At 39.0% G+C, this 20,035-nt stretch carries 23 protein-coding genes; 20 read left to right on the top strand and 3 right to left on the bottom strand.

What is annotated here, in order from left to right; translation table 11 throughout:
- Window positions 1–424 precede the first annotated feature (424 nt).
- The 17 genes from HF078_RS21275 (at window position 425) to HF078_RS08090 (ending at window position 16,250) form a co-directional block, all read left to right on the top strand.
- Window positions 425–1,039 (top strand): methyl-accepting chemotaxis protein, encoded by a 615-nt coding sequence (locus HF078_RS21275; protein ID WP_481748006.1) that lies wholly within the window; start codon window positions 425–427, stop codon window positions 1,037–1,039.
- A gap of 87 nt (window positions 1,040–1,126) precedes the next feature.
- Window positions 1,127–1,270, top strand: coding sequence for a YjcZ family sporulation protein (locus HF078_RS08015; RefSeq protein WP_168865651.1), 144 nt, complete (start codon window positions 1,127–1,129; stop codon window positions 1,268–1,270).
- Between the two features lie 358 nt (window positions 1,271–1,628).
- Window positions 1,629–2,960: an aspartate aminotransferase family protein gene (locus HF078_RS08020; RefSeq protein WP_169290665.1), complete on the top strand. Its 1,332-nt coding sequence runs from the start codon at window positions 1,629–1,631 to the stop codon at window positions 2,958–2,960.
- Between the two features lie 13 nt (window positions 2,961–2,973).
- Window positions 2,974–3,690, top strand: a complete 717-nt coding sequence (locus tag HF078_RS08025) for a CoA transferase subunit A (protein ID WP_169290666.1) — start codon at window positions 2,974–2,976, stop codon at window positions 3,688–3,690.
- Window positions 3,660–4,313 (top strand): 3-oxoacid CoA-transferase subunit B, encoded by a 654-nt coding sequence (locus HF078_RS08030; protein WP_169290667.1) that lies wholly within the window; start codon window positions 3,660–3,662, stop codon window positions 4,311–4,313. The genes HF078_RS08025 and HF078_RS08030 overlap by 31 nt, the downstream gene beginning before the upstream one ends.
- 36 nt (window positions 4,314–4,349) lie before the next feature.
- Window positions 4,350–5,612: a peptidase gene (locus tag HF078_RS08035; RefSeq protein WP_169290668.1), complete on the top strand. Its 1,263-nt coding sequence runs from the start codon at window positions 4,350–4,352 to the stop codon at window positions 5,610–5,612.
- 275 nt (window positions 5,613–5,887) lie between these two features.
- Window positions 5,888–6,127 (top strand): hypothetical protein, encoded by a 240-nt coding sequence (locus tag HF078_RS08040; protein WP_169290669.1) that lies wholly within the window; start codon window positions 5,888–5,890, stop codon window positions 6,125–6,127.
- The gene (locus HF078_RS21045; protein WP_169290670.1) at window positions 6,117–6,317 is read left to right on the top strand and encodes a GerAB/ArcD/ProY family transporter; all 201 of its coding nucleotides are present in this window, start codon (window positions 6,117–6,119) and stop codon (window positions 6,315–6,317) included. The genes HF078_RS08040 and HF078_RS21045 overlap by 11 nt, the downstream gene beginning before the upstream one ends.
- The gene (locus HF078_RS08050) at window positions 6,292–7,248 is read left to right on the top strand and encodes a GerAB/ArcD/ProY family transporter (RefSeq protein WP_169290671.1); all 957 of its coding nucleotides are present in this window, start codon (window positions 6,292–6,294) and stop codon (window positions 7,246–7,248) included. Before HF078_RS21045 ends, HF078_RS08050 begins: the two co-directional genes overlap by 26 nt.
- Window positions 7,236–8,828, top strand: a complete 1,593-nt coding sequence (locus HF078_RS08055) for a spore germination protein (RefSeq protein WP_169290672.1) — start codon at window positions 7,236–7,238, stop codon at window positions 8,826–8,828. Before HF078_RS08050 ends, HF078_RS08055 begins: the two co-directional genes overlap by 13 nt.
- Window positions 8,825–10,036, top strand: a complete 1,212-nt coding sequence (locus HF078_RS08060) for a Ger(x)C family spore germination protein (RefSeq protein ID WP_169290673.1) — start codon at window positions 8,825–8,827, stop codon at window positions 10,034–10,036. The genes HF078_RS08055 and HF078_RS08060 overlap by 4 nt, the downstream gene beginning before the upstream one ends.
- A 64-nt stretch (window positions 10,037–10,100) precedes the next feature.
- Entirely contained in the window at window positions 10,101–10,994 is an 894-nt protein-coding gene (ablB, locus tag HF078_RS08065; RefSeq protein WP_169290674.1) for a putative beta-lysine N-acetyltransferase, read from the top strand.
- 13 nt (window positions 10,995–11,007) lie between these two features.
- On the top strand, window positions 11,008–12,420 hold the full coding sequence (locus HF078_RS08070; protein WP_481748005.1) for a sigma-54 interaction domain-containing protein: 1,413 nt from the start codon (window positions 11,008–11,010) through the stop codon (window positions 12,418–12,420).
- A 96-nt stretch (window positions 12,421–12,516) separates the two neighbouring features.
- Window positions 12,517–13,938, top strand: a complete 1,422-nt coding sequence (gene kamA / locus HF078_RS08075) for a lysine 2,3-aminomutase (protein WP_168862556.1) — start codon at window positions 12,517–12,519, stop codon at window positions 13,936–13,938.
- Between the two features lie 11 nt (window positions 13,939–13,949).
- Complete coding sequence (locus HF078_RS08080) at window positions 13,950–14,228, top strand: YokU family protein (protein ID WP_169290676.1); 279 nt, start codon at window positions 13,950–13,952, stop codon at window positions 14,226–14,228.
- 31 nt (window positions 14,229–14,259) lie between these two features.
- Window positions 14,260–14,508 carry a YozE family protein gene (locus HF078_RS08085; protein ID WP_168862554.1) on the top strand — a complete coding sequence of 83 codons (249 nt, stop codon included), beginning with the start codon at window positions 14,260–14,262 and terminating at the stop codon, window positions 14,506–14,508.
- Window positions 14,509–15,542: 1,034 nt separating this feature from the next.
- Complete coding sequence (locus HF078_RS08090) at window positions 15,543–16,250, top strand: hypothetical protein (protein WP_169290677.1); 708 nt, start codon at window positions 15,543–15,545, stop codon at window positions 16,248–16,250.
- Here HF078_RS08090 and HF078_RS08095 read toward each other — a convergent pair.
- Window positions 16,239–16,397, bottom strand: coding sequence for a hypothetical protein (locus HF078_RS08095; RefSeq protein WP_169290678.1), 159 nt, complete (start codon window positions 16,395–16,397; stop codon window positions 16,239–16,241). The genes HF078_RS08090 and HF078_RS08095 overlap by 12 nt on opposite strands.
- Before the next feature lie 187 nt (window positions 16,398–16,584).
- On the opposite strand from HF078_RS08095, the gene HF078_RS08100 reads away from it, so the two are divergent.
- A complete protein-coding gene (locus HF078_RS08100) occupies window positions 16,585–16,752 on the top strand; it encodes a YozD family protein (protein ID WP_010193926.1) in 168 nt (55 codons plus the stop codon).
- Between the two features lie 455 nt (window positions 16,753–17,207).
- Here HF078_RS08100 and HF078_RS08105 read toward each other — a convergent pair whose 3' ends face one another.
- A complete protein-coding gene (locus tag HF078_RS08105) occupies window positions 17,208–18,311 on the bottom strand; it encodes a DUF2515 family protein (protein WP_169290679.1) in 1,104 nt (367 codons plus the stop codon).
- A gap of 175 nt (window positions 18,312–18,486) precedes the next feature.
- Here HF078_RS08105 and HF078_RS08110 point away from each other — a divergent pair, with 175 nt between their 5' ends.
- Window positions 18,487–18,801 (top strand): YodL domain-containing protein, encoded by a 315-nt coding sequence (locus tag HF078_RS08110; RefSeq protein ID WP_169290680.1) that lies wholly within the window; start codon window positions 18,487–18,489, stop codon window positions 18,799–18,801.
- Between the two features lie 41 nt (window positions 18,802–18,842).
- Here the strand turns inward: HF078_RS08110 and HF078_RS08115 are convergent, their stop codons facing one another.
- A complete protein-coding gene (locus HF078_RS08115) occupies window positions 18,843–18,986 on the bottom strand; it encodes a hypothetical protein (protein ID WP_169290681.1) in 144 nt (47 codons plus the stop codon).
- A gap of 322 nt (window positions 18,987–19,308) precedes the next feature.
- On the opposite strand from HF078_RS08115, the gene deoD reads away from it, so the two are divergent.
- Entirely contained in the window at window positions 19,309–20,013 is a 705-nt protein-coding gene (deoD, locus tag HF078_RS08120; protein WP_169290682.1) for a purine-nucleoside phosphorylase, read from the top strand.
- The last annotated feature ends 22 nt before the right edge of the window (window positions 20,014–20,035 follow it).

Raw genomic sequence — 20,035 nt, forward strand, 5'->3', positions numbered from 1 at the left:
TATAGTTCTATTATTCTTTTTGTTGTTTGTCATTACATTTGTTCAAGTGAAAATAGGGAAGAAACTGTTTGCTCAATTTGAGGGAATTGTAGACACGATGCAAGCTGCAAGTGAAGAGCGGCAAATTAAACAAGAAGCCTTTCAGCAGGATGCCATGACATTAATTGACCAAGTCAATAAAGTCCATGAGCGATTGAACATGAATATTCAATCGCAGAAAGAGGTTTCTTTAACGATACAGGAGCTTTCGGTGGGAAGTTCAAAACAAGCAGACCAAATTGGTGGCATAGCGGAACAGACGAATGATGTTTCTACTTTGATGGACAATGTAGTAGAAAAATCGAATAGTTTATATGAAACAACTAATACAACGAAATCCACAGCTGATCAAGGGAAAGTGCTGGCAGTAGAACTTCAGGAAAACATGAAAAGTTTTTCGCAAGATGTTGCGGAAATGGACGCTGTATTTCAGGTTCTTACGGAGAAAATTGATGAAACGAATATTTTGACCCAACACATAAAGAACATTACGGATCAGACAAACTTGCTGGCTCTAAATGCTTCGATTGAAGCTGCTAGAGCAGGGGAAGCTGGAAGAGGGTTTGCGGTAGTAGCAGAAGAGATCCGCAAGCTTGCCACATCCACTGGCGAAACGACAAAAGAAATTACAGAAAATCTCTCCTCTCTTCACCAAACTAAAGAAGAGGTATTGCAACAATTGCAGGTTAATATTGCAAAAATGGGGAAAAACCTTGAAGCGACAAATCAGGTCAACCAATCCTTCCAGCAGATTAGTGAAACACTGAAAACATTATTAACGGATGCACAACAATTCCGTGATTTTGCAGGAACAGTAAAAGAAAAAACGGCAAATACTGACTCCTATACGAGTGAATTTGCAGCATTGATGGAAGAGGCTACTGCTGGGCTAGAGGAAATTAGCGCGACAGTCGAACAAGTTACAGAGGATAACACACATATAGAGGAGACATTAAAAAGCATGGTCAAAATCATTGATAAAATGGAGGATCATAAATAGATTTTTCGAAAAATGGGCATATGCACATACGGGACAGCCACCTATATCATAGTGTAGAAGTGTAAATATTAAACAGGAGTGATGACCATGCACGATTACTGTTACTACACTTGCGGACCATGCGGCTATCCATCTCAAGTTGCCCCGGCATACGGCTGTGGAAATACATTTGTTTTGATCGTAGTACTATTCATTTTGTTAATCATTGTTGGAGCTTGCTATTGCAAATAAGATAAGTTTTAAAGGAAGTATCACTCAGGAACTGAGAGTGATGCTTTTTTTGATTTAGAAAGCATGTAATACTGTAGATCTTCGTTCAAGGCACTTCGCTTGCCTGCGGGCGAAGCCGAGGATGCTCAAGGTCGCCCCACGGAAAGCGTAGCCATTTGCAGAAAGTAACAGCGGGGTTAAACACACAACTAAGGACTGTTTATTTATCGATAAATTGAACGAAAGATTTCGTTCGACTGAACATAGAATGAAAGTAAGCTAGCTTATCGACAACCAGGATTTACCCTGCCTCTAAAAGGCAGGAGCTACTATTGCTAGTAAACGGTTACAGGACAGTTGTGGAAAGGAGTAATCGTTTATGGATCAATCCTATCTTATTAAGCCTTTATTAGATAAAGAGTATCCAGTGATAAGCCATGGTAACGGAGTGTACTTATACGATGTCACTGGGAAGAAATATTTGGATGGGTCTTCTGGTGCTGTTACAGCAAGCATTGGTCATCATGTACAAGCTGTAATAGATGCGATGGCCGATCAGGCAAGCAAAGTATCATTTGTTTATCGATCCCAATTTAGCAGTGTACCTGCGGAAAAACTGGCAACAAAAATAAGTTCTATCACACCAGGAGATATTAATTGGTCGTTTTTCGTAAATAGTGGGACAGAAGCTGTGGAAACGGCGATGAAAATATCCATCCAATATTGGCAAGAGGTAGGGCAACCTCAAAAAAACCAGATTATTTCACGATGGAAAAGCTATCACGGTATTACAATAGGAGCGCTATCCTTATCAGGACATGCGGATCGCAGGAAGAGATTTGAGCCCTTATTGGAAAAGTCGCCTGTTGTAGAACCGCCTTATTGTTACCGTTGTCCTTTCCATTTGGAATATCCTGCATGTGGTCTTAAGTGTGCTGAGGACCTAGAGCGTGCCATCCTGGAAATTGGGGAAGAAAATATTGCAGCATTTGTAGCGGAGCCGGTCATTGGGGCAGCAGCTGGAGCGATCTGCCCTCCAGATGGGTATTATCAAAAAATTGCGGAGATATGCAAAAAACATCACATTCATTTTATTGCAGATGAAGTAATGACGGGCATCGGAAGAACCGGCAAAATGTTTGCAATGGAACATTGGAACGTAATTCCGGACATTATTTGTATAGGAAAAGGCATGAGTGCGGGTTATTCTCCCATTGCGGCAACACTAGTGAGCGAGAGGATAATAGAAAGCATTCTAAAGGGATCTAGGCTGATAATGAGTGGACATACGTATAGCGCTAATCCCCAATCCGCAGCAGTTGCATTGGCTGTTTTAGAATACATTGAAAGCCAAAATCTTGTAAGCAATGGCCAGCAGATGGGAGAATATCTGTTGCGACAATTATATCAATTAAAACAAACATACTCCTTTATTGGTGATGTTAGAGGCAAAGGGCTTTTACTTGGACTGGAAATTGTAGCAGATCTTGCGACAAAGTATCCATTTTCACAAGAAAAAGCGGTCACCACAAGACTGGTGGAGTTGGCCCAGAAAAATGGTTTGCTCATCTACCCTGCATCAGCGGGGATAGAAGGAGTGGGTGGGGACGCCGTCATTATTGCACCACCGCTATCAATCGATCAAAAGGAAATAGATGAACTGATTGCCATCCTAGAGCTGACACTTAACGAACTTCAAGTAGAATTGTAAGGAGTGGACCGGGATGGAGAAAGTAGAGAATACATTTAACAAAATAGTGGAACTGGAAATGGTCCCCCATTTATTTTTTGATGGAATGACACTGATGTTCGGCGGCTTTGGAGGAGTGGGGACACCTCCGAAGCTGGTGGATGCCCTCTTGGATTCAAGGGTGAAAAACCTGACACTTATCGGTAATGACGCCGGCTTTCCTACTATAGGTATTGGAAAGGTAGTGTGTGCAGGAAGGGCAAATAAATTGGTTGCTTCCCATATTGGTTCTAATCCAGTTGCAGGCAAGATGATGACGGATAAAAAGATGGAAGTCGAGTTCAGTCCACAGGGAACCTTAGCCGAAAGAATAAGAGCTGGTGGTGTAGGTTTAGGAGGGATTCTGGTTGATGTTGGAATTGAGAGTGACATTGTAACTAAAAACAAGCAAATCCTTACATCAGGTGGAAAAGATTATATTCTTGAACCGGCTTTAACTGCAGACCTTTCAATCGTCTATGCAAAAAAAGCTGATCCATATGGGAATCTTATTTTTGATAAAAGCGCTAGAAACACAAATCCGCTTGTGGCAATGGCAGGGGCAAAAACTATCGTGGAAGTGGAGGAATTTGTTCCTTTAGGATATTTAGATCCGGAAGAAATTGTCGTGCCTGGAGTATATGTGGATTATATGGTTCAAAGCGAGGGGGTGAACTGGACATGGGTATGGGAGGAAACATACGGAATTTGATTGCCAAAAGAGCGGCCAAGGAAATAGAAAATGGAATGGTTGTAAACTTGGGAATAGGCATTCCGTCGTTGGTTCCCAATCATCTACCAGATAATATCCATGTTTTTTTCCAAGCGGAAAACGGTGTGTTAGGAATGTCATCTACTCCACAGTCCGGGGAAGAAGACGCCAACCTTTGCAATGCTGCCGGATTTCCGGTATCTGTCCAGCCTGGTGCATCTTATTTTGATAGTGCTCTAGCTTTTGGAATGATCAGGAAAGGGAAGCTGGATATTACGATTCTTGGATCGCTACAAGTATCGGAACAGGGAGATTTGGCTAACTGGATTGTCCCTGGCAAAAGGGTACCGGGTATGGGTGGGGCTATGGAGCTTTCACAAAAAGCAAAAAAAGTGATTGTATTAATGAGTCATACAGATAAAAACGGGCAATCAAAAGTGGTGAAATCATGCAGTTTACCTGTAACAACACCAAAATGTGTGGACATCATTATTACCGATTTAGCAGTTTTTGAGATTACGGAAGCTGGTTTGCTCCTTCGTGAATTAATGCCAGGCGTGAGTTTTGAGCAGGTAAAAGAGAAAACAGAAGCACCCTTTACACTGTCGCCTACATTTTTATAACGGTTAGATTATGCTGTGGAAAGAAGGGGGGATGAGATGAAAGAGAAAATGATTAAGGAATGGTTGAGTAAAAACACGGGAATTGGTGTCAAGCTTTTAAGAAAGCTTATTCAAGAAAGAAGTGTACAGGGCCATGAAAGTTCCGCGCAAGCAGTGGTGATCGAAGCGTGCCGGGAACTGGGGATGGAAATAGACATATGGGAGCCGGATAGTAAAGAAATGAGTTTGCATGAAAATTTTGTATCCACACGGGATAATTTTGAGGATTCTCCTAATGTTGTGGCGACCTGGAAGGGAACTGGGGGTGGTCGTTCCATCATCCTTAATGGGCATATCGATGTAGTACCTGAAGGAGACTTGTTGCAGTGGGAATGTGATCCGTACGAAGGTAAAGTTCAAGATGGTAAAATATACGGCAGGGGAAGCACAGATATGAAAGGTGGAAACGTCTCCCTATTACTTGCGCTAAATGCTTTAAAATCCATTGGTGTAAAACTTAAAGGGGATGTAATTTTTCAAAGTGTCATTGAAGAAGAGAGTGGGGGAGCCGGAACATTGGCGACCATACTTCGAGGCTATTCTGCAGATGCAGTACTAATACCAGAACCTACAAATATGAAAATTTTCCCAAAACAACAAGGGTCCATGTGGTTTCGTCTAAAAGTAAAGGGACGTTCAGCACATGGAGGTACACGATATGAGGGAGTAAGTGCCCTTGAAAAGAGCATTCTGGTTATAGAAAAAATCCAAAAGTTAGAAACGAAAAGAAATGAAAGAGTAGAAGATCCTTTATATAAAGGCATTCCAATACCCCTTCCGATTAACATCGGAAAAGTAGAAGGAGGAAGTTGGCCGTCCTCGGTACCAGATATGGTAGTGTTGGAAGGAAGAATAGGAGTAGGGCCGGAAGAAAAACTAGTAGAAGTCAAACAAGAACTAGCAACGTGGATGGAAAGCATGAGTGAAACAGATCCGTGGTTTAAAAGTAACCCTGTCGAACTTGAATGGTTTGGTGCGCAGTGGGTGCCTGGATCAGTAGAGTTAGGCCATCCTTTTGTGAAGATGATTGAAAAAGCATATATACAAGTGGAAAAGAAGCAACCCATTTTAGAAGCATCACCGTGGGGGACGGATGGAGGATTATTCACCCAACTCTCAGGTATCCCAACAGTCGTATGCGGTCCCGGAACAACAGAAGTAGCGCATTATCCTAATGAATTTATCTACATTGACGAAATGATAAAGGCTGCAGAGATTTTTGCCATTCTTTTAATGGACTGGTGCGAAACCTCTGACTAAGTATAGATGAATAACTAAGCAACTAAAAAAGACCGGGCGGTTCTTGCCCGGTTATTTTTATTGGTGTGATGGTAGTTGAAGGGGTGGCGGATATTGTTGAATTGTGTCGAGTTCTTGATATAATCTATTTTTTCTTGATATATCTTCAGAATTATTGATATATCTCAGAATTTCTTGATATCCTCCAATTTTTCTTGATATCCCATCTGACTGGTTTACATATCCTGAGATGTTTAGAAAATACTATCAAGTATATGAAGACCGGAGGCAACTTTATGGTTACGTTCTTTACTATCTTACTATTTTTAAGTATGGTGATTTTTACTTCCATCCTCGATTGTTATTACTATAACAGGGATGTTTTAGACTGTTTTAGTCGTTTGTTCATTTTTGATCCTGGATTAAGAGAGTGGATGGTTTATCTGACGTTTATATTTGGGATTTCAATCGCTGTCATTCAAGATCTCCGTTTCAAAAATAATAAAAACAGGAGCAAAGATACTAATGGGCAATAAAGAGACAATATCATTATGGCAACTGTTTATCTTAATGCTCATTTTTGAAATGGGCAGCGCCACAGTAATCGGGATAGGTGGAGAAGCAAAGCAAAATGTCTGGATTGCCATCAGCTTGGCTGGATTAATAGGAGTAGGCTATATTTATTTATTTATTACACTTCATGCTTGGAAGAAAAAAAGGCTATAATCTTTTTGCTCTCATAGAATTCTGTTTAGGGAAATGGTTAGGAAGCGCAATAAGTTTCCTTTACATTATTTATTTTATTTATATCTCTTCAAGAGTTTTGAGAGATTTCGGTGAATTAATTGTGTCTACCATTTTTGTCTTTACTCCAATTGAAATAATTAGCATCACGATTATGCTGACGATTATTTACATGTTAAATTCCGGTATTGAAGTGATGGCTAGAACATCGGAGATATTCTTTCCATATGTGTTTTCTTTTACATTTTTGGTTGGTATTTTTATTTTATTGTCTGGAGAAATCCAATTGGAGAACCTAAGTCCATTTCTAGATGAAGGAATGAAACCCATTTTCCAAGCAATTATTCCCGGCCTATTGACCTTTCCTTTTGGAGAACTTATTGCGTTTGCAGTTGTATTACCATTAGTCACCAAATATACGAAGGCAAAAGGCTTTGCTGTAGGTAGTATCATTCTCAGTACATTAGTACTAGTATATTCATCTGTTATTCAAGTACTGACACTTGGACACGAAATGAAACAAAGGTCAAACTTCCCCCTCCTTTCGGCTGCAAGGGAAATCTCTTTATTAGATTTTATTGAAAGGGTAGATATAGCAGTCGTCTTTGTGGTGATGTTTGGAATCATCGTTAAGATAGGTGTTTTCTTTTTTGGGGCAATAAAGGGTTTAGAACATATCTCCAAAAGGGAGTACAGGTCGTATCTAATTCCTGTTGGTTCAATTATTTGTTTATCCTCCATAATCATAACCGACAATTTTGCTGAACATATTGAGGAAGGTTTACAAATCGTTCCTTATTTTGTCCACCTTCCCTTTCAGTTCGCATTGCCACTAATTTTACTTGTGATTGTGCTGATACGAACAAGAGGGAGAAGTGGCAGGAAAAGGAGTGATATTAATTGGGAAAGTTGAAACAAATTCTATTAGGGGAAGATAGCAATTTCAGTTCTACCGAAAAAGAGCTATATTCACCTGAAGAAACGTCGGAACCTCTACAAAAATCGCTTAAAGAAAATGACGAAATCATACAAAAAGAATTTTCTCTCTCCATTGATTTTCACTATTCGACTTTAATTGTTGGAAAAAGGGATGCTATCGTTTATTTTTTTGACACCTTGATTGCCAAAGATAGATTGACTGAAGAGATCTTCGAACCGCTTGTTAGTGCAGAAGGGTCTGATACAGTATTACAATCCCGAGATTTAGAAGAGTTTAGAAAAGAATACTTTGCATCTGTTCCTTATAAATTTGCAGAGAATTATCATCAGATCTTTTGGAAGCTTCTTAATGGATATGCTGTCATTGTAATAGATGGAATGGAGCAGGCACTATGCATTAATCTTGGAAGTATTGAAAAAAGAAGCGTAACGGAACCGAGTACCCAAACCATTATCAGAGGACCAAAAGACAGTTTTACCGAAACGATAAATACAAATATTAGTTTAATTAGACGAAGAATACGTAATCCCAATCTCTGTTTTGAACAATACCGTGTAGGACAGGATACAAAAACAGCGGTAGTGATAGGGTATATAAAAAATATTACCAACGATGAACTTGTCCAAGAGGTGAAAAGTAGAATTGAAAAGGTGAATGTAGTGGGGCTTTTTGATAGTGGGAATATTGAGGAATACTTGACTGACAAAACGTTGACACCTTTTCCACTTACCTATAACACAGAAAGACCAGATAACATAGCAGCAAATCTTATAGAAGGAAAGGTTGCAGTGTTAGTTGATGGCAGTCCTTTCGCATTGAGTGTGCCAACTGTTTTTACCGATTTTTTTATTTCAACGGAAGATTATTATCAACCATTTTTCATGGCTTCTTTCATCAGGCTTATCCGGTATGTTTCTTTTATGCTTTCATTGTTATTGCCTTCTTTGTATGTAGCTATTTCTACTTATCATCATGAATTGATTCCCACTTCCTTGTTAATTAGTGTTCAAGCTCAAAGAGAAGGTGTACCTTTTCCGGCAGTAATTGAAATACTGCTGATGGAACTTACGTTTGAAGTATTGAGGGAAGCGGGAGTAAGGATGCCGAGAGCTGTTGGGCAGACAGTTTCCATTGTTGGTGCATTGGTTATCGGACAGGCTGCTGTTGAGGCCGGGTTAGTTTCTAGTGTTTTAATTATTATTGTCGCGTTGACAGCTATTGCAAGTTTTGTCTCGCCTATTTATAACTTTTCTATTGCGACAAGAATTCTTCGATTTGCCTACATTATGATGGGAGCATTGATAGGGTTGTATGGAGTACTGCTGTTGGTTGTTATCATGGTTATCCATTTGACTGGTTTACGATCATATGGCGTGCCGTATCTGGCTCCAGTGGCTCCGCTCCTTTTAGAAGATCAGAAGGATGTATTTGTAAGAATGCCTGTTTGGGATAATATAACCGGCCCATCTTATCTAAAGCCTAAGCATACTAAAAAAACTTCCGAAAAAGGAATTAACAGCGGACCATCAAAGGATAAGGGGAATTTTTCATGAGGAAATGGTTATGTATATGCTCTGTCTTAATCTTATTGACGGGATGCTGGGACAAGGTTGAACTAAATGAAATCTCCATCGTCACAGGGATTGCTATTGAAAAGGGAGAAAATGCAAAGTTTCGTGTTACAGTCGAGACAATAAACGCACCACAATTATCAGCTGAACAGCCTGGTAGCGGAACACCTGTTATTACTTTTCAAGAAGAAGGGAACTCACTGGCTGAATTATCTGAAAGAATGAACGTCGGACTTTCTAGAAAACTCATCTATTCCCACACTAGAATAATTGTTATCGATGAATTACTCGCTAAGGAAGGTGTCGGTGATGTCTTGGACTTTTTGGAAAGAACGGGAGAATTTCGAAATGACTTCAACATTCTAATATCTAGAGGAACAAGAGCTTCTGATATTGTAAAAACAACCTATCCATTAGAGTTAGTACCATCCATAAAGGTGCATAAGCAAATTGAGGTGTATTTAGAAGAATGGGGTGGGGACCCGTATGTACGCCTTACAGATTTTATTTCCTCTCTAACTTCAAAGGGGAGACACCCTGTCACAAGTGCTGTATCAATTAATGGAAAACCGGAAGCAGGAAAAAATATTGAACAAAATTCAAAGACAGAGTTGGATTCCATTGTTGTTATTTCTGGTCTATCCGTTTTTAAAAAAGATAAATTGATTGGTTTTTTATCTCGGGAAGAAGCTAGAGACTACCTTTGGACACAAGGTCTTAGCGGGACAAGTCTAACGGTCCCTTGTTATATGGAAGGAAACGATGCAGAAAATAATTATTTAGATATTCGTATTATCCATTCTCATTCTGATGTGAAAACGACAGAAGAAGAAACGGGGGTCAAAATCAAAGTGAAAATCAGTGGAGAGGCAAAAATACAAGGAACACAATGTCATCAAAATCTTGAAAAAATAAAAACATATGAAAATCATGAAGATGCATTAAATAAATATATAGAAGAAAAGATTTTGGCAACTATTCATAAAATGCAAAATGAATACAAAGCAGATATTTTTGGGTTTGGGGAGGTATATTTCCGTACCTCTCCAAAAAAATTTAAGAAGGTTGAAGACAAATGGGATGAAATCTTTACAGAAGCAGAAGTGGAGGTCCTAGCAGATTACCGTATCAAACGTTCAGGAATAAGGAACAAAAGCTTTCTGACCGATGAACCGGTTTCTGGACAATAAAAAGTGAATAATATATGGGGGATTTTCCTACTCTTTAGCGAATTGAATTAGTAGGGGGGATACAATGAGTATAAAAACAGGTAAAACCTTAGTGGTAAAGAATGAAACATTCTGTTTGAACGCATATGTAGATCAGTTTAATAAAAGACTGAAAATAGAAGATTTCAGAGGGAATTTAGATCACATCTTACATTACATTGGAAATTGGAGCAAGCAGCCTTTTGTAGAGAAAGTAATTGTAAAATCTAGAAAGGAAAATATTAAAACACTAATGGAAAGAGGGTTTCTTTTGGAAGCCTCTGTTCCTGGATACTTTCTTGGTGGAGAAGGGTTCTTTCTATGCAAATATAAAAATATTGATCGCTATAACAGTGATAGATGGTGTGAAGAAGATAATATCCTTGATTCTGTATGGCAAAAAAGGAAGCAAAAAGAAGTACCCCTTGACCCAAATTTAACGTTGCGTGTGGCAGAGGTAAAAGATGCTAAAGCCTTATCCGACTTCTATAAGTACGTTTTTCCTATTTATCCTGTACCTATTGAGGATCCGAATTATATTATGGAACAAATTCATAGTAATACAGTTTTTATGTTAATAGAAGAAAAAGAAAACGGAGAAATAATCGCAGCAGCATCAGCCGCAATAAATGATTCATTTAGAAATGCTGAAATAACGGACTGTGCCACCTCGCCTTTAAAACGTAAAGGGGGGTATATGAATTCCTTGATTCGTGAATTAGAAGCAGAATTAGTGAAAAGGCAAATTTATTGCAGCTATTCCATTGCCAGGGCTCTCTCATTTGGAATGAATGCCGTCTTACACAACCTGGATTACACCTATAAAGGAAGGCTGAAAAACAACTGTTATATTTTTGATAAGATAGAAGATATGAATGTTTGGAGTAAAGATCTCTCCTTAACAGATGCCCAAAAATTGGCACCAATTGCCGAGAAATAGGCGGATGATAAACATGCAAACACACACACTTTCAAAAGAAATGTTAATGGCAATATTAGATGGAATCGATGAGGCTATTCACGCAGTAGATAAAGACGGTTTTACGATCTATTATAACAAGGTGGCAGCTGGCTATGATGGCATGAAAGTGGAAGAGGTGTTAGGGAAACATCTTTTGCATGTTTTCCCTTCCTTGACGGAGGAAACCAGTACCTTACTGAAGGTCCTGAAAACGAAAACACCGATATATCATGAAAATCAACGATATGAAAATAAAAAAGGGCAGTTGCTTGAAACGGTGAATACTACCATTCCAATCCTCAAGGGAGACAATTTATTAGGTGCAGTGGAAATTGCCAAGAATTATGGACACTTAAATACACTATCTAATAAACTAATGGACTTACAAGCCAAAATTAATAGATCAGAAGGAACTAAGAAGATTTCACCTTTCCAAGCATCCTATACTTTAGATGATTTCATCACGGATGATCCTGATTGTGTATCTATGCTTCAAGACGCCATGTTATTCGCATCCTCCTTATTACCTGTTGTTATTTGGGGAGAAACAGGGACGGGGAAGGAAATAATCGCGCAAGGAATTCATCATCACTCTCCTAGAAAACGTGGACCATTCATCGCGCAAAACTGTGGAGCGATACCGGCAACATTGCTAGAAAGCATTCTGTTTGGAACAGAGAAAGGCAGTTACACCGGAGCAGTTGACCGCAAAGGACTTTTTGAGCTGGCATCGGGAGGAACCTTATTCCTTGATGAAATGAATTCTATGCCATTAGAATTGCAGGCCAAACTGCTGAGAGTCCTTGAAGATGGATCCATAAGGAGAGTTGGCGGGACAGCTACGATTAAAGTAGATGTTAGAATTATTACTGCAATGAATGAGTCTCCTGAGACATGTGTAGACAATGGTTCATTTAGAGATGACTTGTATTATCGATTGAACACTTGCCCGATATATATCCCTCCACTAAGAGAACGACCTCAAGACATTCGTCTCCTATTGGAAAAGAAATTGCAAGCCAGGATTTCTTATCTGTTACCTCATGCAATTGGAGAAATGTTTCGTTCCTATCATTGGCCTGGGAATGTAAGAGAATTAATCAATACGATAGAATATGTCCTATTAAAATCAAAAAACGAAACCATATCTACTAAACATCTTCCTGCAAAGTTGAACAAAATAAAGCAGCAATCTTCTACCTTGAAAAATCTGGGGTCATTAAGGATGGAATTACAGAAGACAGAAGAATCAATGATACAAAATGCCATGGTTCAGACAGGGGGGAATGTAATGAAAGCGGCAAAGATACTGGATATACCTCGTCAGACCCTTCAATACAAACTTGCTAAAATGGTAGAGAAATCTAATACTGCTGAAGTGCCAAAAATTCGGCACGCAGATTAATAACAAGTTTCTCCTATTCTACATATATAAGTAATAACTGGGCATCAGTGTAGTTGGCACGGTTATTGCATGGTGTAGAACAGGGAGGAGATAGAGATGAAAATGGATCTATATAAGCCCAAACGGCATTGGAGTGAATTTGAACTTTGGAAAGATGTAACCGAAGAACAATGGAATGATTGGATATGGCAGTTGACCAATACGATCCGAACACTTGAGGATTTAAAAAAAGTTATAAACTTAACACCGGAAGAAGAGGAAGGGGTAAAAATCTCCACTAAAACCATTCCTTTAAATATAACGCCATACTATGCTTCGTTAATGAATCCAGATGATCCAAGGTGCCCTATAAGGATGCAATCTGTGCCAATTTCAAAAGAAATCTACAAAACAAAGTACGATTTAGAAGACCCTCTTCATGAAGATGAAGATTCCCCAGTTCCAGGCCTGACGCACCGATATCCGGATAGAGTATTATTTTTGGTTACCAACCAGTGTTCGATGTATTGCAGGTACTGTACTCGTAGAAGGTTCTCCGGCCAAATCGGTATGGGAGTGCCCAAAAAACAATTGGATGCTGCCATTGCCTACATTGCATCCAATGACCAAATTCGGGACTGTCTAATTTCCGGTGGAGACGGTCTACTAATCAATGACCAGATCCTTGAATACATCTTAAAAAACCTGCGGGCCATTCCACATCTTGAAATAATCCGGATAGGAACTAGGGCACCCGTCGTGTTTCCTCAACGAATTACAGAGAACCTTTGCAACATATTAAAGAAATATCACCCTGTCTGGTTAAATACGCACTTTAATACTTCTATAGAAATTACAGAAGAATCTAAGCTTGCTTGTGAAATGCTAGTGAATGCAGGGGTGCCAGTAGGAAATCAAGCCGTCATTTTGGCAGGCATCAATGACAGTGTTCCTATAATGAAGAAGTTGATGCATGATCTAGTGAAAATACGTGTAAGACCTTACTATATTTATCAATGTGACCTATCTGAAGGTATCGGACATTTTAGAGCCCCCATATCTAAAGGACTTGAAATTATTGAAGGGTTACGCGGACATACGAGCGGCTATGCTGTTCCTACCTTCGTGGTAGACGCTCCAGGAGGCGGTGGTAAAATTGCCGTTCAACCGAATTATATTATCTCACAAAGTGCGAACAAAGTAGTGTTAAGAAATTTCGAAGGGGTTATCACCACTTATCCGGAACCAGAAAACTATGTCCCTGGAAGAGCGGAAGCCTATTTTGGTGAGATTTACTCAAACATGGAGGATAAGCGTTCGAATATTGGGATCGCAGCGCTAATGAATGATTCTCAATTCAATCTCGTTCCAGAAGGATTAAATCGTTTGAATCGACGCAAAGACTATGAAACAAACCCAGAACACTCTTCTTTAAAAGATAAACGCGACAAACGGGATGAATTAAAAGAAAAGAAATTCCAGGCACAGCAGAAGAAATATCTTGTTGGTGACGAAGAAAAACAAAGTGAATCCAGTTAGGAGGGTGCTTGATGAAATGCAATTGGTGTGAAAGCTCACAAGCAACATCTTCATCTGGTACAGTTTATTGGGAACTGCCCGATGGTACAAAAGCCGTGACTATAACGGAAACACCTTCTGTCAACTGTGGGGACTGCGGAATGGAATATCAAGAAGACAAGACTGTGAAGGAAATAGAGGATCAATTGTTTTTAATCAACACGAAGGAATTAGAAGCAGAGCTCAGCTACAAGGACCTGATGTCTAAACCTCGATTGTTAAAAAGAAACTACTTTGACTTTTCAAGCTAATGGTTGTCCTTTACCCTCATTCTAATGTAGAATGAGGGTAAAAAATGGGTGTGGATGTATTTTGAGAAAGTCGTTTTACCATTATTTGATGAAGTTTCGTCATGCTTTGAAAAAAGATGACATCAGTATATTTGCGAATCATGCTTACGACGATCATAGTTTTCCAAAAAATTCAGAGGACTACCATGAAATAAGCAGCTACTTAGAAATGAACGGACAGTACCTAGAGAGCATGTCTACCTTTGATAAAGCCTGGGAGCTGTATGAAGAAGAAGTTTAATAGCTATTTAAAATGCACCTTTTATGATGGTGTATTTTTTTTAGATAAGTATAGATCCAATTGATTTCCGTTCCAGGCGCTTCGCTTGCCTGCGGGCGGTCCGTGAGCCTCCTCACTCTGTTGGAGGCCACTGGAAATTGTTAACGTAAAATTTTTATTGATTTCTAGCTGTGAATTGGAGCAAATGGCGTAGACTCCTGAGGGAGATAGCGCTAGATGGAGACCCCGCAGGCCTAGCTGAGGAGGCTCTAGCAGCGCCCCTAGGAAAGCGAAGCCATTAGCGGAAATCAACAGCGGTGTTTTAAAAAATATTAAAATCTAAGACTTTTTCTGTGGCTTCCTCCGTTGCGGGGTCTCACCTGTCCCTTCCTCCCGCGGGCGTCTGCGCGCCTTCCACTCCAATCAACAAGGTGCCTTCATTCAACTTAGGAAAAAAAACATCTAATTGAGTTATCTGAAATTGCTTTAAATATCTTTATGTAAATTCTAGCTGTGGATTGGAGTAAATGGCAAAGACTCCTGCGGGGGAGTAACGGTAGCTTGAGACCCCACAGCGCAGGAAGCCACTGAAAAACTGATAACGTAAAGTTTTTATTGATTTATAGCTGTGGATTGGAGCAAAAGGCGAAGACTCCTGAGGGAGAGAGCGCTAGGTGGAGACCCCCAGGCGTAGCGAAGTCACCGAAAAATTGATAAAGTAAAGTTTTTTTATGATTCCTAGCTGTGGATTGGAGCAAAAGGCGAAGACTCCTGAGGGAGATAGTGCTAGGTGGAGACCCCGCAGGCGAAGCCGAGGAGGCTCCAGTAGCGCCCCTAGGAAAGCGAAGCCATTTGCGGAAAGGAACAGCGTCCATTAGCCAAACAACACAAGTTATTATTTTTTCATGCGGTTATTGAAAACGAGATTGATAGGGACAGCTGCCTATTAACACATCGGTACAACCACTTTTTGCCCCAACACTTTGGCGAGTTGGCATCTTGCTGCATATAATACATTACTATCAAAGCCACAGTGATAAATGGGGAGAAATTATATGGGGAAGAACAAAAAACCAAACAAACCAAAATATAAAATCGGTGACATTGTCGTCATCACCATCTATGGAACTGTCGGTAAAGTGACGGACATGAAGCAAATAGATGGTGCGTATGTATATGAAGTAAATTCAAGTGAAGGGCTATATCAGGAAGAGACCCTTGCCTTTGTATCTGAATATGAAGGAAAAGTACTGGTAACCGAACGACTTGATATCAAGTACATGTATTTTATCGGTGATATCGTCCATGTTGCTGGTTATGGCAAGGAATTATTTAAAATAGTGGGTTTCCGCACTGAAATCTGGCGATATAAAGAAGACTCATGGGAAGACATCATTTATGAATTGACAAGATTGTCTGATGGGGAATGGTTGGAAGCCGGAGAGGAAGAATTAACAATGGTTGTCCATCACGAACATGCTGAAATTCTTATCCACAAACTTGGATTGTCCTATATGTTCAACAAAGAAAATACAAGCTTGGAGTTGTATAATCCGATGACTGGATCAAACAAACATTTTAAAAAAGAAGAATACAATAAGGAATACCAAAGGATTATTGATGGGCTACTAGATGTCTATAATGATTATAAAGTGTTACATGATATCTTCGGTGATGAGGAATACCAGGAAGTGATGAATCTAGTAATGAAAAACTTAAAAAAATACATGGATGGCAAAAAACATAGTCAATTAGAAAAATAGAATGGAGAATTGAAAGAACAAATAGATAAAAAAAGGACCTCCGATAATGGCTGCAGCTAAAACCAATTTGTCCGAAATTTTGTCTAACAATGGTAATAAGACTTCCTCTTCTCCTAATCTTTCTAAGCTTGCTAAATAGTTCTTCATATAAATTTCCTCCTTTTTGTGACTGCTTGTCCTTATGTCCCCAATGTATGCACGCTTGAACTTTGATATGCACTTTTTTGAAATTTTTGAAAACAAAGATAGCATTTGTCCAACCTGATGAATTAATATAGAGAGTAAGACATATATCTTTAAAGACGTACATAAACCTTTAAAAAGGGGTGATATTGTGAAAGAAATCGAAGTAGTTATCGACACAGAAGAAATAGCCGAGTTCTTTTACAATGAGCTGGTAAGGCGGGGGTATGTTCCAGCTGAAAGCGAGATAGAAGAGTTGGCGGATATCATGTTTGATTATTTACTGGAAAAATGCATTATTGATGAAGAGATAGAATAGGAACCGATTCATAGCCCAGATAAAAACTATACAAGAATTGCTGGTCCTTAGGCGAGAGCATTGCCTTTGGGGCAGCTTTTTTAGGTTTACCTGGTCAGTGATTTTCGCAGGACTACGTTTTAATGCTATTTTGATGAAAATTAAGCAAAAATAAGCTAATTATGCGGGCTTTGAAACCGTTTGGACAAAATAAATAAAGGTTCGGTCAAAATGAACAATTGAAAAGAGGGTGTTCGGACAATTCAAATTAGGCTTTGGACATAAAAAAATGAGGTTCGGTCACTTTAAAATTTCGTTCGGTCAACTTTCGGGAAACTTTGGTCAAATTCGCGAAATCTTCGGTCAATTTTTGAAAATCTTCGGTCAACTTTGGAAAAACTTCGAACATTTACACTTTTTATACCCCGAACAACAACTAAACCACAAGTGTACTTTACAACCATCTTCATTTTTCCTTAAAAAAATATCCCATGAAGTTCAGAAATCCCAGTAAGCTTCATCAAATTATAAAGATGTGTTTTTTCCATATCAGCCGGCACTATGGTTGAAGGGAGATAAAAAAACTTTATAACTTCCTGAATATCTTTAAACCAATCAACAGGCACAATGGACGAATGATCAAAATCAGTCCAAGCTTTTTCAATAGTCGGACTATATATTTTACGGGAAGTAGAATCAGCTGAAAAAACAGAAGGAAGGTAATCTTCTCTTGAACCGGTATGGGAATTTTCCTTGCAAAAACGCAAAGCCCCTTGCAGTACATCCTCGTTCTTAAACAATAGGACATAAAGCTTTTTGCCTATCTCAATACGGTTAGGAAGTTTGGAGAATTGCTGTACTCCGAGACCAGTCAAAAGAGTGTTCGAACCCTTTCGGTAAGGAAACAATACTAAAGTAAAACCCAGCTTTTCCTGTAGTTGGTAGGTTAGACTGGATAATACTTTTTGCTGGAAATAAGGATTTTGAAGGAGGTTAGACTCAATAAAATTCTGTTCATTAATGATCAACGAAATGGTAAGCAGTTCTTTCATACTGTTATTTTTCCAAAAAAGGGTCCATATCGGACTCATAAAAAATGAAACGTGAAATTCGGAGAGTAGATAAAATAGAGGTCTGCCAGCCTTTTTGCTTTCTTCATAAAGGAGCAGTTGTGGGTAAGCATCTTGAAATATGAGGTAATTGGCTTTCTCAAGAAAACGAAATAAGATGGAGGCCTTCTCGTAGGAAAGCAAGGTAGATATGTGACTGGCTTTCAGGTCTGTCATATTCCAGCCGCCATTTCTTGAAACCATATGAGCTAAGAGGCTCCAATGCACTTCTGGGTGTTTTAGATAAAAATTCAAGTATGCTTGAGTTCGTGTAACATTGTTACGGTTAAGGCTTGCAGTCTTGCTTAAGATTTTAGTTAGCAAATCTTGTTCTTTCATTGAAGGTGAATGATTAATGGGGGGTTTTGTCCATTCCTTTATTAAGTGATCTTCATCTCCTGTTGACCATAATTTTAATTTAGGACTATTTTTAGGCTTAGATACTAATTCTGAAAACCACTTCCCAAACATAAAATCACCTCGGATTATCATATGAGGAGTGTGATGATTTCATGATACACAACAAAATCACTATATTTCTTGCAAAAATTTATCTTATTCGACAAAACTTTTTATATTTTGATGAAGGATTCGACACCCTTTATTGCTAATTAATATATATAGAAATGGTTGAGGGGTGAAAAGGATGTTGGCTCTTAAAAGAATGATGAAGATGGGTACAGGGGAATATGATGTGACCATTATGCAAACACCAAATTATGGAGAATCAAAAGGGTACACTCCCGTTTTCCGACTAACCATGGAGGGAACCAGTCATCAGGAGATAGTGGACCGGGTTTATAAAAAATTTAATGTTACGGACTCTATCCCACGTGATTATGAAGGCAGGTTCATTGCTACTGGTGATATTATCATGATTGATGAGGGAACATTGGGAATTACCTACTACCGGTTGGAATTTGGTGGCTGGAAAAAAATAAATCGAGTTGCTGTGCGATAAAGAGTAAAAGGGGCAAAGTTCAAACTTTGCCCCTTTTGTATTTAAATATGATTACCAGGTCCGTTTTTGCGGCCTTTAGGAGAATGCTCTTTTTTGTGGGCAGTATGTTCAGCTTCAATAGCATCAGGACTGATATGGTTGTTCTTTTTTTTTCCATTTATTCTGTTACGGTGTTTCTTTCCCATTCGTTTCAGCTCCTTATTATTTAGGGTAACTGCAATGTATATAATAGATCTAGCTTTGCTGCTTATCTCGTCTGGAAGTGTGCGGCTTAGCAGTTTTCTTTTTTGTTGTGTTCGTTGAATTTGCATGTTCTACTGCTTGCTCGAGCTTCTTTTTCAATTAGATCACCTACTTGAAAGGAAATTTCTTACCCTTTTATTTTCTTCTGGAATTGTAAAAGAATGCGCTTTTTTAAGGAGAGTTTCTTTTGAAACATGGGTAATATATGGTATAGTAGTCATTGTTGTAAAGTAACAATGGCAAGAGCTATTAGGAGGTAACATAATGAGTGTACATATTGGAGCAAAACAAGGTGAAATAGCAGAAACGATCCTACTACCTGGAGATCCGTTACGTGCAAAATACATTGCAGAAACATTCCTCGAGGATGCAGTATGCTACAACGAAGTAAGAGGAATGTTAGGTTATACAGGTACTTATAAGGGCGAAAGAATCTCTGTTCAAGGTACCGGTATGGGAGTTCCATCTATTTCTATTTATATTAATGAACTGATGAATGAATATAACGTGCAAAATTTAATTCGCGTAGGTACATGCGGAGCTATCCAAAAAGATGTAAAAGTTCGTGACGTAATCCTTGCGATGAGTGCTTCTACTGACTCACAGATGAACCGTTTAACATTCGGTGGTGTAGATTATGCACCGACGGCAAACTTTGATTTGCTTAAAAAAGCGTATGACGTTGGAGTGGAAAAAGGTCTTAACTTGAAAGTTGGTAATGTCTTCACGGCTGACATGTTCTACAATGACAATGGTGAACTTGAAAAGTGGGCTAAGTATGGAATCCTTGCAATTGAGATGGAATCTGCAGCGCTTTACACATTAGCTGCTAAATACGGTCGAAATGCTCTATCTGTCCTAACTGTAAGCGACCATATCCTTACTGGTGAAGAAACTACTTCAGAAGAACGCCAATCCACATTCAGCGACATGATGGAAGTGGCATTGGATGCTGTAACAAAAAAATAATACAAGTTAAGCCCTTGGGATT

It is taken from the genome of Bacillus sp. RO2 (assembly GCF_012911845.1).
In the GTDB taxonomy this organism is placed as follows: domain Bacteria; phylum Bacillota; class Bacilli; order Bacillales; family Bacillaceae_I; genus Sutcliffiella_A.

What these genes read in the sequence shown, in the direction of transcription:
- HF078_RS21275 (WP_481748006.1), top strand. Translation starts at nt 425, where the DNA reads ATGAAAAGTTTTTCGCAAGATGTTGCGGAAATGGACGCTGTATTTCAG.
- HF078_RS08015 (WP_168865651.1), top strand. Translation starts at nt 1,127, where the DNA reads ATGCACGATTACTGTTACTACACTTGCGGACCATGCGGCTATCCATCT.
- HF078_RS08020 (WP_169290665.1), top strand. Translation starts at nt 1,629, where the DNA reads ATGGATCAATCCTATCTTATTAAGCCTTTATTAGATAAAGAGTATCCA.
- HF078_RS08025 (WP_169290666.1), top strand. Translation starts at nt 2,974, where the DNA reads ATGGAGAAAGTAGAGAATACATTTAACAAAATAGTGGAACTGGAAATG.
- HF078_RS08030 (WP_169290667.1), top strand. Translation starts at nt 3,660, where the DNA reads ATGGGTATGGGAGGAAACATACGGAATTTGATTGCCAAAAGAGCGGCC.
- HF078_RS08035 (WP_169290668.1), top strand. Translation starts at nt 4,350, where the DNA reads ATGAAAGAGAAAATGATTAAGGAATGGTTGAGTAAAAACACGGGAATT.
- HF078_RS08040 (WP_169290669.1), top strand. Translation starts at nt 5,888, where the DNA reads ATGGTTACGTTCTTTACTATCTTACTATTTTTAAGTATGGTGATTTTT.
- HF078_RS21045 (WP_169290670.1), top strand. Translation starts at nt 6,117, where the DNA reads ATGGGCAATAAAGAGACAATATCATTATGGCAACTGTTTATCTTAATG.
- HF078_RS08050 (WP_169290671.1), top strand. Translation starts at nt 6,292, where the DNA reads ATGCTTGGAAGAAAAAAAGGCTATAATCTTTTTGCTCTCATAGAATTC.
- HF078_RS08060 (WP_169290673.1), top strand. Translation starts at nt 8,825, where the DNA reads ATGAGGAAATGGTTATGTATATGCTCTGTCTTAATCTTATTGACGGGA.
- ablB (WP_169290674.1), top strand. Translation starts at nt 10,101, where the DNA reads ATGAGTATAAAAACAGGTAAAACCTTAGTGGTAAAGAATGAAACATTC.
- HF078_RS08070 (WP_481748005.1), top strand. Translation starts at nt 11,008, where the DNA reads ATGCAAACACACACACTTTCAAAAGAAATGTTAATGGCAATATTAGAT.
- kamA (WP_168862556.1), top strand. Translation starts at nt 12,517, where the DNA reads ATGAAAATGGATCTATATAAGCCCAAACGGCATTGGAGTGAATTTGAA.
- HF078_RS08080 (WP_169290676.1), top strand. Translation starts at nt 13,950, where the DNA reads ATGAAATGCAATTGGTGTGAAAGCTCACAAGCAACATCTTCATCTGGT.
- HF078_RS08085 (WP_168862554.1), top strand. Translation starts at nt 14,260, where the DNA reads ATGAGGGTAAAAAATGGGTGTGGATGTATTTTGAGAAAGTCGTTTTAC.
- HF078_RS08090 (WP_169290677.1), top strand. Translation starts at nt 15,543, where the DNA reads ATGGGGAAGAACAAAAAACCAAACAAACCAAAATATAAAATCGGTGAC.
- HF078_RS08095 (WP_169290678.1), bottom strand. Translation starts at nt 16,397, where the DNA reads ATGAAGAACTATTTAGCAAGCTTAGAAAGATTAGGAGAAGAGGAAGTC.
- HF078_RS08105 (WP_169290679.1), bottom strand. Translation starts at nt 18,311, where the DNA reads ATGTTTGGGAAGTGGTTTTCAGAATTAGTATCTAAGCCTAAAAATAGT.
- HF078_RS08110 (WP_169290680.1), top strand. Translation starts at nt 18,487, where the DNA reads ATGTTGGCTCTTAAAAGAATGATGAAGATGGGTACAGGGGAATATGAT.
- HF078_RS08115 (WP_169290681.1), bottom strand. Translation starts at nt 18,986, where the DNA reads ATGGGAAAGAAACACCGTAACAGAATAAATGGAAAAAAAAAGAACAAC.
- deoD (WP_169290682.1), top strand. Translation starts at nt 19,309, where the DNA reads ATGAGTGTACATATTGGAGCAAAACAAGGTGAAATAGCAGAAACGATC.